This window comes from Lactobacillus sp. UMNPBX16, assembly GCF_002553775.1.
Lineage (GTDB): Bacteria > Bacillota > Bacilli > Lactobacillales > Lactobacillaceae > Lactobacillus > Lactobacillus crispatus.
This window is the reverse complement of sequence record NZ_PCYU01000019.1, coordinates 58,607-71,212: the sequence shown is the minus strand read 5'-3', so window position 1 is coordinate 71,212 and position 12,606 is coordinate 58,607. Positions and strand designations below refer to the sequence as shown.

The window sequence follows — 12,606 nt, the reverse complement described above, 5'->3', positions numbered from 1 at the left end:
ATGGAAACTTTTATTCATGCATATTCATGGGTCGATATCCGCTTCTTATTACAAGGACTTTGGGTAACGATTTATGTTTCATTAATTTCAATTGCATTAAGCTTCGTAGTAGGATTAATCTTAGGATTAGTTCGCTACATGAAAATTAAGTATGTGTCTGCAATTGTAGGCTTTATCATTGATATTATTCGAAACTTGCCGCTATTGTTGATCATCTTCTTTACCTATTTTGGTTTACCTCAATTAGGTATTGTAACGAATCCAACGACAGCTTCAATTGCAGCGTTAGTCATCTTTGAAGGTGCAATGCTAGCAGAAATTGTTCGTTCAGGAATTGGCTCAGTTGATTCGGGTCAAATGGAAGGTGCCCGTTCCAACGGGATGTCGTATGGTCAGGCTATGTATCATGTAATTATGCCACAAGCTTTGCACAATATGATTCCGGCATTATTATCACAATTTGTATCATTGGTTAAGGATACTTCATTGGCAACTATCATTGTTTTGCCAGAGCTTTTATACCACGCACAAATTATTTACAGTCAGAACACGACTTACTTAATTCCAATGTATGTGATTATTGCAATCATGTACTTTATTGTCTGTTTCTGCTTGTCAACGATTGCAAATTACTTGCAGAAAAAATATGATTAAAGGCTCAAATTATCCAAAAAAACTAACTCATGCTAACATAATAGTAAGAGTTAGTTTTTTATTTTAGGAAAAATTATGAGTGTAAATGCACAGTTAACAGATCGTGAACGAGTTGAATTAACTAAAAAGGCATATGATGAATTGCAGCTGGGTGATACTATCAAAATAGATCAACATTATCTTGGAACTGTTTGTCGTAATGTTTATGCTAAGGATGGGATGCGAGCCTTCGTCATTTCAAGTCCGAATGAAATAACAATCTTATTTAAAGGATCATATGGTTTTAAAAAGGGGACTCCACAAACTTGGCGTGATGAATGGATTAAAACTAATCTACCAATTTTAAAAGCACTGCTTGCACGAAAACGGACGATTCCTAGCCAATTAAAGTCAGCTGCTCACTTATTGAATCAGACAATTAATCAATTTAAAGGTAGTAGAATTTATATTTATGGTCATTCGTTAGGTTCAATTAATGCTCAGTTTGCTTTAGCTAATTGTCGTCATCCAGAAGCAATTGCAGCTGCTTATCTGTATGAAGGAACCAATATTTGGCTTTTATTAACGCCAACAGAACGACGTCAGGTGGCTAAAATGCGGGAGAAAATTTTTAACTATGTCGATATTTATGACCCGGTTACGTTAGGAATTACTGAGACGCACCATATGGTAGGAAAATTGTGTTATGTGGATAGCGAACCGATGCAACCAATTAAGCAGCATATGTGGGGAGGATATCACTTTAATGCAGATGGTAGTTTGAAGTTACGTAAGGTTGATCAAGCTTTTCTGGTAGAAAGTCGTAGTGAGCGTAAGTTACTTGCTCGTTCAGGTGATTTGGCAGATTTTTTAGAGAAAATGGGCTCAGCCGAAGAAGTAAAAAAATTAGCTACCGATAAAATTGAGCAATTAGTTCAACGCTATCCTGATCATAAGAGTTTGGCAAAATTGACCGCTCTTTTTGAAGGAGAAATACGGAAAAGTAAAAATCGGTAAAAGAAAAAAGCAAATTATGCTAATTTGCTTTTTCGTTAGACAATGATTATTTAACCAATGCCTTAGTTTTGTATGCATATGCAGCAGTATAAGGACCAGCACCAGTAGCTATTCTTAATGCCTTAACCTTTTTGCCGTTAACAGTTCTAGTAACAGGGATGTAGTATTCACCATCACCAGCTAAGTTAACCCAATTGTTGACATTGAAGCCCTTTTTATAGTTAGCTGCAGCATAAATATTTTCAGTTTTTTTGATGAACTGATTACGCTTCTTAGCTGAAACGTTGTAAACATTTTTCTCGAAGAACTTTTGTGAAGGTACGTAAAGCTTTTTACCATCTACGCTATGAGCAGTGATCTTTACCTTAGAAATTGTTTTATCACCCTTTTCGCGATAATACCAGGTGCCACGGGTTGCTTTTGGTGTGGTAAAGGTTTTAGCAATACCATAGCCTTTAGGAAGCTTGCTAGCATAAGTTGGTGTAGATACCAAGAACAATAAACCGGCTAAAAAGGGTACGAAAAGTAATAGTTTCTTTTTCATAGTAGTTTCCTCCGTTTAATAAAGGATATTTTAACTACTTTTATTATAATGGTTTTACAGGAAAAATAATATAAAAATCTATAAAGAATTAGATTAGCATTAAAAATTTTTGTATAATATTCATATTTAAGAAATAAGAAGGTAAATATATGACGATTGATTATAGAAAAGATATTATTGATTTAATGCAGGCGACGGGGAGCGATCCCCAATCACTGAAGCAGTCAATGATTGCGTTGAAAATTATTAGTAAAATATATAACCAGGCAGTACTAGGCAATCCACCTGAGAATAAGAATGAAGTCGTTAAAATTGCGGAAAAAGCTGATCAGGCTGTAAAAAATGAGCCAGAAATAAAAACTGAGAATAAGCTAGAAAATAAAACTGAAATAGAAACTAAAAAAGAAAATGATGAAAATACTGTAGAAAAAATAAAGCCGAAAAAAACGAAGGAAGAGCTTGAAAAAGAAAAAGCTAAAAAAGAAGAAGCTGCTAAAGCTCTGAGTCCTACGGTTTTAAAGAATAAAAACAAATATGCGACCATAACTCCTATTCCTAAGCCTGTGGTTAAGAAAATAATTCCTGTGGCTAAACCAAAGGAAAAACAATATGAGATTAGACGTAAGCTGCTAGGTGCAGAAGCAGTGGATGAGAATGGTCATTCAGTACAATATTTTAATGAACACTTGACTAGAATTGAAAAGCTGGAAAACGGTGATACAGTTACTTTGCTAGATCACTTAAATGACAGTGGCAATCGTCCAATTATTAAAGTTGAGCATCATGCAAAGTCTTTTGCGCCAGATGAGGAAATTATCGAATTTGGTCCAGCGGTAGTTCACCGTGATTCTTTTGGTTTATACATCAAGCAGGACTCTAATGGCAAAAACCTAAGTCAAGTAAATCCTGAAAAAGCTATTTTATACTTAGACATGAATACTGTAAGTCACTTTAACTTACACGAAAATGACCTGATTAGTATTGTTTGGCGAGTCAGTGATCCATCCTTCATTAGGGTTAGATGGCGTTATGCCGAAGCTGAAGTTACTATTCCAGAAAAGAAGGAAAAGCCGGATAAAAATAAAGAAACGGAAAAGCACAAGACTAAAGGTAGACACAAGTCTTTATTGCATCAATTAGAAAAAAAGGAGAAGCAGTCGTCTGAAAAGCAAAATGAAAACTATGCTTCCCGAATTGATTTTGACCTCGATAAAAAACGAGTTACCGTTGTAGTAGGAGACAAGAGCTTAACCTCTAACTTGGCTAAGGTGATTGAAGCACACAATGGAGTAGCTCGAATTATCGAGATGAAACAGGCTTCTAATGTTTTACGTGCATGTAAGGAATCGAATTATGTCATTCTAATCCAGTCATACATTAAGCATTCTATCAGTCAAATCCTGATCAATTCACCACACAAGTCATATTCGATTGCAATGGCCACAACTGCAGGGCAATTAGCGGTAGAAAAGGCTTTATATCGTGCTCGTTACAAGTTGAATGTAACTGATAATGATCAAATTCAATATCCATTTTTAGTAAATAATTAGGTAAAAAAAGAAGTTCAATTAATACTGAACTTCTTTTTTTGATAGATATTTTATTTGAAAAATTATTGCTTCCAAGCAGCATCAAGCTTATCTTTACCAGTCTTGATATCGCTATTCCATGATTGCTTTTTACCTGCCTTAGCTAAAATGGTTTGCATGTTAGCATTAACTTGATCATATGCGGCAGTAGCATTCTTAGTTACTGGTAAGAAGTAAAGGTTCTTAGAGGTCTTGGCAATAATTGCTGGGATCTTGCTGTTCTTGGCAGATTGGTAAACCTTGTCGTTGATAGCAGCAGTATTAACTGGCATGTAGCCTGTTTGTTTAGCCCAGTAAAGTTGTGATGACTTAGAAGTTAAGAACTTAAGGTACTTAAACGCAGCTGACTTTTGCATTGCGGTTGCTTTTTTGAACATATAAATGTCAGTACCTTGTTGTACGTTCATCGTGCTTGGACGAGCAGCTACACCATAAGTGTAACCCTTCTTAAGTCCTTGCTTAAGGTAAGCTTCATTGGCAGTTGAACCGATGAACATAGCAACGCGACCATTGTTGAATGGAGTTGACATGTACTTTTCAGTACCAGCTTGCATGAAGTAGCCGGCTCTTACTCCATTAGCGTAGTAATTGATGGCTTTAACGGAATCCTTGGCAGCAAAGTTTAAGTTCTTATTGAAGTCTTTGCCGTAAGTTTCCTTCATTTGCATCATGTAGTAATTGTTTAAAGCATCAAATCCAACACCGCGTACTTTGTGGTGACTTTCACGGTAAATTTTTGCGGATGCAGAAGCCAATTCACTCATGTTAGTTGGGACTTTAACATCATACTTATCAAGTAAGGTGTTATTGTAGAAAAGTACTTCAACTGACTTGTTGAAAGGAACACCATATTGTGTACCGTTGATGTTTGCACCATCCCAAAGAGCTTTCTTAATGCCACTCTTAGCATATGAGCCCCAGCCAATTTCAGAATTGTTAATGTATGGGGTTAGGTTAACAAGCATATTGTTCTTGGCAGCATTGTAAAGCCAGCCAGGATAAGCTTGAGTAATTGTCGGTAAATCCTTTGGCGATTGCAAACCTGAAACCAACTTAGATTGTAAATCAGAGTAGTTGCCACCTTGGCTTTGCAACTTGATAGTAATGTTAGGATTTTTCTTTTCAAAATCTTTAGTCAATTTTTGCAAACTGCTTTGCGCATTACCAGTTAGTGAATACCAAAAGGTAACGGTAGTCTTCTTGTTAATCTTAGTTGGAATCTTCTTATTAGATGAAGATGAACTAGAATTATTATTTGAACATGCACTCAAGCCTAGAACAGCTAAAGCTGCGGCACCAGTAAGTACCAATTTTTTATAGAATTTCATGATTCTTCCTCTCATGTATATCATGTATTTCTTTTACAAAGGTAGTTTATCATAGATAGACGTACTATTCCTAGCTTTATTAATAAAAATGTTCACAATTAACCGATAAAATTGTTAAAATGATGTTAAATGTATGATATCTTTGGTTTAGCAGGTGAAAAATATGGACAAGAATCCTTTAGTGTATGAATATTCAATTGGTAAGCGTAAGCCATATGATTATGATTATGGTAATCGGCAAGGAAATCAGAATGCTGGCTGTCCTTTTTGTGATGTGCAGCATCTAATTAATATTTATGAAAAAGATGGCGATAAGATTTGGTTGAAGAATAAGTACCCTACGTTAAAGGATACTAATCAAACAATTTTAATTGAATCAAGTGATCACCAGGGAGATATTTCAACTTATACGCGTGAAGATAATCAAGAGTTGATGAAGTTTGGCTTGAAGTGTTTTCAAAAAATGAATAATTCAGGCCGTTATCAGAGTGTGCTTTGGTATAAAAATTTTGGTCCCAAGTCTGATGGTTCTTTAACTCATCCACATATGCAGATCGTGGGCTTATATCATAAAGATGGCTATCACGATATTGGCGCTGATAACTTTAAAGGATTTGAAGTCGGGCGTTCGGGTTCAGTTGAAATGAACTTATCAGCGCGTCCAGTTCAAGGCTACCAAGAAGTAAATATTTTGACACATGATAATACTAATTTGAATACTTGGGCCGATTTGATTCAAAAGGGCACACAATATGTGCGTTCAGTCTTGTCACATGGTGTTGATTCTTATAACTTATTTTTCTATCCAATTAATGATGGTCAAGGTACTTGTTGCAAGATTATTCCACGATTCTATGCTTCACCATATTTCGTTGGGTATAAGATCTCGCAAGTTGACGATTCAGATACATTGAAGTGGGAAGCTGAGCGCTTAAAAGGCTTCGTTAATGGTGGTATTTTACAGTAAGATTTCAAAAATGTGTGTTCAATATTTTGAATACGTTTTTTGTTATAATTGAGGTTGAATAAATCCATTTTTAGAAGAGGATGCTCATAATGAAGAAGATTGTAGTTATTGGTTCAAGTAATGTTGATACAACATTACATGTAAAAGACTTTCCTAAGCCTGGTGAAACAATTAATGCGCTAGACATTACTACTGCTGGTGGCGGTAAGGGTGCTAATCAGGCAATTGCAGCTGCTAAAAGTGGAGCTGAAACTTACTTTATTAACCGTATAGGTGAAGATAGTGAAGGAAATTTTATCACGCATCAGCTCAAGAGTTATGGCGTGGACACAACTTATGTGCAAACCACAATGGGAGCAAAGACAGGCCATGCTTATATCACGTTGAATGAAGCTGGGCAAAATGACATCATTATTGATCACGGCGCAAATTATGAACTGACAGTGGAAGATATCCGTGCAGCTGGTGATTTGATTAAGAGTTGGGATTGTGTAATTGCTCAATTCGAAATCCCACTAGATGTGACGCTTGAAGCATTTAAGATTGCTAAAAAGGCCAAAAAAATCACTATTTTAAATCCAGCTCCTGCAGTTGATGAGATTCCTAAAGAATTACTGCAATATACTGATATCATTACACCGAATGAAACTGAAAGTGCCAAGATCACTGGCATTGCAATTAAAGATAATTCAACGCTGGCCACTAATGCAGAAAAACTACACATGCTTGGTGTAAAAAACGTGGTTATTACCTATGGTGATAAGGGTGCGTATATTTCAACTCCCGATGTTGAAGAATTAATACCAACTTATAAAGTTGAAGCAGCCGATACTACTGGTGCAGGAGATACCTTTATTGGATATTTGGTAAGCAATTTGAATTCTGACCTATCTAACTTTGAAGAAGCAGCTAAAATTGCAAGTCGTGCATCTTCAATTGCCGTACAACGTTTAGGTGCTCAGCCTTCAATTCCAACTGAACAGGAAGTTAAACAGGCGATGGAGGATGATGAATAATGAACAAGCAAGAACAAGATCGTTTGAAAAAAGAAGCAGCAGAAAAAGCAGCTGCCATGGTTAAATCAGGTATGGTATTGGGCGTTGGTACAGGTTCAACCGTTGCCTTTTTCATTGATGCTTTAGGTAAGCGCAAAGATGAAGACGGCTTAAAACTGAAGGCTATCGTAACTACTAGTAACCGTAGTAAAAAACAACTTGAGGGCTTAGGCTTTAAAGTTAGTGAATTGGCCGATATTGATCAAGCTGATTTAACTGTAGATGGTGCTGATCGGGTTGCCAATAACTTGGATGGAATCAAAGGCGGCGGTGGTGCATTAACTTTAGAAAAAAATGTAGCAATCAATTCTAAGAAGATCATTTGGATCGTTGATGAATCAAAATTAGTGCATCGTTTAAGCGGCTTCCCATTACCAGTTGAAGTTTTACCAATTTCTTGTGAACAAAACTTTAAACGTTTTGAACAAGAAGGATTAAAGCCTCGGTGGCGTATGGATGGCAATCAACGTTATGTGACTCACTATGGAAATTATATTATTGATTTGGCTGCAGATCCTGTTCCAGCACCTCATGGTTTAGCTGATTACCTTGATCATACTGTTGGCGTAGTTGAACATGGCTTGTTCCTGGATATGTGTGACGAAGTAATTATTGCTCATAGTGATGGCACCATCGAAGATAAGAAAAAGTAAATTAAGTGACTGAAGGAGATTTCATCTCCTTTTTTATTTTTTTAAAAGATATATTTTTATTGCAAAAAATCTAGACTTTTTCTATACTAGTAAAAATTTTAATTTTTAAGTGAAATAGAGGATAAAAACTTATGAATAAAATATCTGGTAAGCAAAAGGTGTCTTTTGCTGGCCTTTTAATTGCTATCGGCATTGTCTATGGTGATATTGGTACTAGTCCTTTGTATGTTATGAAGTCGATTGTGACTGAAAATGGTGGAATTAGTAATGTTAACCGTGAACTAATTGTTGGCTCCATTTCGTTGATTTTTTGGACTGTTACATTATTGACAACGGTCAAATATGTGATAATTGCCTTGAAGGCGACTAATCATGGTGAAGGAGGGATCTTCTCTCTTTATGCATTGGTTAGAAAGAGGGCTAAATGGCTAGTTATCCCAGCTTTAATTGGTGGAGCAGCATTGTTAGCTGATGGGACATTAACTCCAGCTGTGACTGTTACAACTTCAATTGAAGGATTGAAAAATATGCGCTTTGGTGATGTAATTCCAGTTTCGTCGCAAGATATGGTTATCTTGATTACTATTGTTATCCTGGTTTTACTATTTTCAATTCAAAGAATGGGAACGAGTGTGATTGGTAAGGCCTTTGGTCCAATCATGCTCCTGTGGTTTACTTTTTTAGGGCTTATTGGACTTATGAACTTAAGCCATGATTGGAGTTTGCTTGATGCAATTAATCCAATTCATGCTTTGCGTATTTTATTTAGTCCTGCTAATAAAGTGGGTATTTTGATTTTAGGTTCAATTTTCTTGGCAACTACTGGTGCTGAGGCTCTTTATTCAGATGTCGGACATGTCGGGAAAAGTAATATTATGGGCTCTTGGCCTTATGTGTTTGTTTGCTTGATTTTAAACTATTTAGGGCAAGGCGTCTGGATTTTACAAAATGCTAATTATCATGCTGGTAATGGTGATTTCAATCCATTTTTTGAAGCAGTACCAAGTAGTCTAAGATTGTTTGCTATTGCTTTGGCTACGATTGCCGCTATTATTGCTTCTCAGGCTTTGATTACGGGTTCATTCACTTTAGTAGCTGAAGCAAGTAGTTTAAAATTTTTACCAAGAATGAATATTATCTATCCTTCAAATGAGAAGGGACAGATTTATATTCCTTCAATTAATAAGATGATCTGTGTCATTACAGTTGCAATTGTTTTCTTATTTAGAACTTCACATCATATGGAAGCAGCATATGGTCTGGCCATCACGGTTACCATGTTGATGACAACTATCTTATTATTTGAATATCTGGGTAAAAAAGGTACCGCGCTATCAATACGATGCATTTTCTTAGTAGTCTTTGCCTTTATTGAAGGGATGTTCTTATTCTCAAGCTTAACTAAGTTTTTGCATGGCGGTTACGTCACTGTTTTAATTGCTGGTTTTATTTTGGCAATCATGTACGTGTGGTTCTATGGCAATAAGATCCGTGATAAGCGTGAGGAGCAGAATGCTTATGTTCGCTTAGATGAATATACAGATATGTTGACTGAGTTGAGCCACTGTGATGATTATCCAGTTTACGCTACGAATGTAGTTTATATGGCTAAGGTTAAGTATAATAAATTCATTAAGCGCGAAATGCTTTATTCAATTTTGGATAAGAGACCTAAACGGGCTAAGGCTTACTGGTTTGTAACTGTTAATGTTACTAACGAGCCATATACTGCAGAATACGCGGTCAATACTTATGGTACTAAGAATGTAATTAACGTTCAGTTGTATTTAGGTTTTAGAAAACAAACCAGTGTAAATGTTTATTTGCGGCAAATTGTTCATGATTTGATCGCTGATGGAACGATTGAAGCTCAACCACAACAATTCACTACTACACCGGGTCGTGATGTAGGGGACTTCGCCTTTGTAATTGTTAACGACGTAATTAGTCCATTAACTAAATTGACAGGCTATGAAAAGTTCATGGTTGAAGCAAGAGTATGGCTGCAGAATTTATCTTCTAACCCTGCATCTTGGTTCGGACTGGAGTATGCCGATACTGTGGTTGAGCGTGTGCCATTAGTATTAGGTGACCATGAAGAAGAACACATTCAACGTATTAAACCCAAAAAAGAAAAATAATTATTAGAATAAAACCAACCACTTTCTTAATTGGTTGGTTTTTTGCTATTATAAAAGTACTTAATACGAGAGGATAATTTTATGAACAAGAGACCTTTAATTATCAGTACTGATCCTGGCATTGATGACATTGCTGCCATGACGATTAGTCTTTTTGCACAAGAACTTGATGTGCGCATGATTGTGCCTACTTGGGGTAACGTGGCACTGAAATATACCTTGCAAAATACCTTAAATTTAGAAAAGTTTTTGCATACTAAGGTTCCTGTCGTAGTGGGTGCTAATCAACCACTGGTGGCACCAATGATTAGTGCTGCTTCGGTTCATGGTAAAACAGGGATTGCCGGCTTTGAATTTGAACAAGCTGATGATTCTTTAATTGAACCTGGTCTTGCTGCAACGTTGATGGCTAAGGAAATTAAAAGTAGTCCAGAAAAAATAACTCTGATGGGCATTGGACCATTAACTGACTTTGCCTTACTTTTTAAGCAATATCCTGAAGTTAAAGAAAATATTGCGGAAATTGTAATTATGGGTGGTAATATTGGTCACGGAAATCATAGCCCATTTGCGGAATATAATATTGCGGGAGATCCGGAAGCAGCGCAGGTAGTTTTTCATAGTGGATTACCAGTTAAGGTTGCTCCACTTGAAATTGGAAATAAGGCCCATTTAACACCAGAGCAAATGGATAAAGTTAAGACATGTGGTGAAGTGGGTAATATGTTGTATTCACTTTTCTCTAACATTCATGAACCAGACGGTGATCCGCGAATTAAGATTTATGATCCGACTGCAGTTGGAATTATGCTTCATCCGGAAATGTTTACAATGAAAAAGGCAAACGTGAATATTGAATTGCGCGGGCAATATACTTATGGTGCCAGCGTAATGGATTTTATGGACCAAGAACATGCCAATGCGGAGATTGCGACAGATGTGGACTTGGATAAGTTTGCAACTTGGTTTATTGATAGTATTAAAAAGGCAGATCAAGGACGAGAATAATGGCAGATTATGTTTATCGGACAGTTATGCATGACATTAAACAGAATATTTTGAATAATCAGTATAAGGGGATGCGACTGCCTGATGAACGCAGTCTAGCCGAACACTATCAGGTAAGTCGATCATCAATGAAGCGTGCGCTGGAGCTGTTGGCTCAACAAGGGATCGTTTTTAAAAAGCGAGGTAGTGGAACTTTTATTAATCCACTATATTTGCGCAAACAGGCAATGTTTCGTTATGATGGATCGAATCTTGGAATCACTGATTCTTTTAAAGTCCCTGGTAAAAAACAACAAATTAAGTTGCTTGATTTTCATGTGATTAAGGCAACTAAAGAAATTGCGGAAGACTTATTTTTAAATGAAAATGATTTTGTTTATGAATTCAAGCGTCTGCGACTGTTAGATGAACAACCATTTTTAATTGAGACTGGATATTTGCCGATTAAAATTGTGCCGGAATTAAAGCCAGAAACTTTACAAAAGTCTTTGTTTAACTATTTGGAAGATGAACAGGGAAAGACCGTTACTAAGTCATTCTTGAATATCACTGTTGAACCATCGAATGAAGAAGATCAGCAGAAGCTAAATTTGAAGTCGACTGAACCTGTTGGTGTAATGGAAGGGATCTTCTTCTTGGATGATGGGACGCCGTTTGAAGTATCAAATATGCGCGTGCATTATCATTATATGAACTTTAATACCTTTGTTAATTTGGGTAAATAAAAAGTAGCTGTGTTTTCTTAAGTCAATTAGTTTAAGAAAACTTGGCTACTTTTTTATTTTGCTCATTCAGACGGTTTTAGTTTACAGTAATTATTATTTCTCTACTTTAGCTAAATATGAATCAAGCACCTCTAAAACCCCATCATCATTGTTATTCGGGGCCTCATACTTGGCGATTTTCTTAACTTGATCTTCTGCATTAGCCATCGCATAACTGTAACCGGCTAGTTTTAACATCTCAGCATCATTCATTCCGTCGCCAAAGGCAATTAATTCATTGGGTTTAGCACCAAAATAGCGTAAGAAGTATTTTAGAGCGCTCCCTTTATTAACGCTGTAAGGCACAATATCAAGCAAACCGAAACCACTAGAAGTACAGTGAATCTTCTCGGCATGGGTTTGGTTGAATTCTTTTTCTAATTCCGCGGAAAAATCATATTGATAACTTAAGGTGATTTTAGTAATCATATCCTGCGGATTGATAGCCGCTGCTAAATCAGTAACTTCAATTCGATCGGGGTAATAGAAGTTCATCGTCTGCTTAAAACTAGGAGAAGCATTAATAGTTGTATATGAATTGTTGATCCCAGTGACAATAATTGAACTCTTGGAATAATGCTCTTTGATAAAACTTATTAGATCTAAGGTTGTTTTATAAGTGAGCAAATGAGTGCTAATAATTTGATTATCTTGAAGCAAAAGCGAGCCATTGTCAGCAATCATGTCGATTCGGTTTAAAAAGCCAGCAAAATCTTTGCGTAATCTGGTATAAGGGCGCCCACTTGAAACGATAAAGTGAATCCCCTTTTTGTGTAATTCTGTTAAGATGCGGTCAAAGCGCTTGTGATCGAAAGTTTGATCATCATGCATGAAAGTGCCATCCATATCGACAGCAACAACTTTGAATGGTAATTTTGTCATAATTATTTCCTTTAAAAAAATCTAT

Annotated in this window: 12 protein-coding genes; 9 read left to right on the top strand and 3 right to left on the bottom strand. The window is 36.3% G+C overall.

The window, feature by feature from the left end:
• Positions 1-654, top strand: coding sequence for an amino acid ABC transporter permease (locus CP367_RS05030; protein WP_005724282.1), 654 nt, complete (start codon positions 1-3; stop codon positions 652-654).
• Between the two features lie 75 nt (positions 655-729).
• Positions 730-1,650: a DUF2974 domain-containing protein gene (locus tag CP367_RS05025; protein WP_089145880.1), complete on the top strand. Its 921-nt coding sequence runs from the start codon at positions 730-732 to the stop codon at positions 1,648-1,650.
• A 46-nt stretch (positions 1,651-1,696) separates the two neighbouring features.
• On the opposite strand, the gene CP367_RS05020 is transcribed toward CP367_RS05025, so the two are convergent.
• Positions 1,697-2,194 (bottom strand): hypothetical protein, encoded by a 498-nt coding sequence (locus CP367_RS05020; protein ID WP_089143551.1) that lies wholly within the window; start codon positions 2,192-2,194, stop codon positions 1,697-1,699.
• A gap of 149 nt (positions 2,195-2,343) precedes the next feature.
• Here CP367_RS05020 and CP367_RS05015 point away from each other — a divergent pair, with 149 nt between their 5' ends.
• Positions 2,344-3,744: a hypothetical protein gene (locus CP367_RS05015; RefSeq protein ID WP_089145881.1), complete on the top strand. Its 1,401-nt coding sequence runs from the start codon at positions 2,344-2,346 to the stop codon at positions 3,742-3,744.
• 62 nt (positions 3,745-3,806) lie between these two features.
• On the opposite strand, the gene CP367_RS05010 is transcribed toward CP367_RS05015, so the two are convergent.
• Complete coding sequence (locus CP367_RS05010; protein ID WP_089145882.1) at positions 3,807-5,111, bottom strand: extracellular solute-binding protein; 1,305 nt, start codon at positions 5,109-5,111, stop codon at positions 3,807-3,809.
• A gap of 163 nt (positions 5,112-5,274) precedes the next feature.
• Between CP367_RS05010 and CP367_RS05005 the strand changes: the two genes are divergently transcribed.
• The 6 genes from CP367_RS05005 (at position 5,275) to CP367_RS04980 (ending at position 11,660) form a co-directional block, all read left to right on the top strand.
• Positions 5,275-6,078: a DUF4931 domain-containing protein gene (locus tag CP367_RS05005; protein ID WP_057726559.1), complete on the top strand. Its 804-nt coding sequence runs from the start codon at positions 5,275-5,277 to the stop codon at positions 6,076-6,078.
• Between the two features lie 89 nt (positions 6,079-6,167).
• Positions 6,168-7,094: a ribokinase gene (gene rbsK / locus CP367_RS05000; RefSeq protein WP_089145883.1), complete on the top strand. Its 927-nt coding sequence runs from the start codon at positions 6,168-6,170 to the stop codon at positions 7,092-7,094.
• Positions 7,094-7,786: a ribose-5-phosphate isomerase RpiA gene (rpiA, locus tag CP367_RS04995; protein ID WP_013086001.1), complete on the top strand. Its 693-nt coding sequence runs from the start codon at positions 7,094-7,096 to the stop codon at positions 7,784-7,786. Before rbsK ends, rpiA begins: the two co-directional genes overlap by 1 nt.
• A 131-nt stretch (positions 7,787-7,917) precedes the next feature.
• A complete protein-coding gene (locus tag CP367_RS04990; protein ID WP_023487970.1) occupies positions 7,918-9,927 on the top strand; it encodes a KUP/HAK/KT family potassium transporter in 2,010 nt (669 codons plus the stop codon).
• A gap of 81 nt (positions 9,928-10,008) precedes the next feature.
• A complete protein-coding gene (locus CP367_RS04985) occupies positions 10,009-10,935 on the top strand; it encodes a nucleoside hydrolase (protein WP_013086003.1) in 927 nt (308 codons plus the stop codon).
• Positions 10,935-11,660 carry a GntR family transcriptional regulator gene (locus CP367_RS04980; protein WP_089145884.1) on the top strand — a complete coding sequence of 242 codons (726 nt, stop codon included), beginning with the start codon at positions 10,935-10,937 and terminating at the stop codon, positions 11,658-11,660. The genes CP367_RS04985 and CP367_RS04980 overlap by 1 nt, the downstream gene beginning before the upstream one ends.
• 93 nt (positions 11,661-11,753) lie before the next feature.
• On the opposite strand, the gene CP367_RS04975 is transcribed toward CP367_RS04980, so the two are convergent.
• Positions 11,754-12,581, bottom strand: coding sequence for a Cof-type HAD-IIB family hydrolase (locus CP367_RS04975; RefSeq protein WP_054832751.1), 828 nt, complete (start codon positions 12,579-12,581; stop codon positions 11,754-11,756).
• Positions 12,582-12,606: the final 25 nt, after the last annotated feature.

Bases quoted from the DNA above. Each gene is read 5' to 3' on its own strand.
- CP367_RS05005 (WP_057726559.1), top strand. From the start codon at position 5,275: ATGGACAAGAATCCTTTAGTGTATGAATATTCAATTGGTAAGCGTAAG.
- rbsK (WP_089145883.1), top strand. From the start codon at position 6,168: ATGAAGAAGATTGTAGTTATTGGTTCAAGTAATGTTGATACAACATTA.
- CP367_RS04990 (WP_023487970.1), top strand. From the start codon at position 7,918: ATGAATAAAATATCTGGTAAGCAAAAGGTGTCTTTTGCTGGCCTTTTA.
- rpiA (WP_013086001.1), top strand. From the start codon at position 7,094: ATGAACAAGCAAGAACAAGATCGTTTGAAAAAAGAAGCAGCAGAAAAA.
- CP367_RS04975 (WP_054832751.1), bottom strand. From the start codon at position 12,581: ATGACAAAATTACCATTCAAAGTTGTTGCTGTCGATATGGATGGCACT.
- CP367_RS05015 (WP_089145881.1), top strand. From the start codon at position 2,344: ATGACGATTGATTATAGAAAAGATATTATTGATTTAATGCAGGCGACG.
- CP367_RS04985 (WP_013086003.1), top strand. From the start codon at position 10,009: ATGAACAAGAGACCTTTAATTATCAGTACTGATCCTGGCATTGATGAC.
- CP367_RS04980 (WP_089145884.1), top strand. From the start codon at position 10,935: ATGGCAGATTATGTTTATCGGACAGTTATGCATGACATTAAACAGAAT.
- CP367_RS05020 (WP_089143551.1), bottom strand. From the start codon at position 2,194: ATGAAAAAGAAACTATTACTTTTCGTACCCTTTTTAGCCGGTTTATTG.
- CP367_RS05010 (WP_089145882.1), bottom strand. From the start codon at position 5,111: ATGAAATTCTATAAAAAATTGGTACTTACTGGTGCCGCAGCTTTAGCT.
- CP367_RS05030 (WP_005724282.1), top strand. From the start codon at position 1: ATGGAAACTTTTATTCATGCATATTCATGGGTCGATATCCGCTTCTTA.
- CP367_RS05025 (WP_089145880.1), top strand. From the start codon at position 730: ATGAGTGTAAATGCACAGTTAACAGATCGTGAACGAGTTGAATTAACT.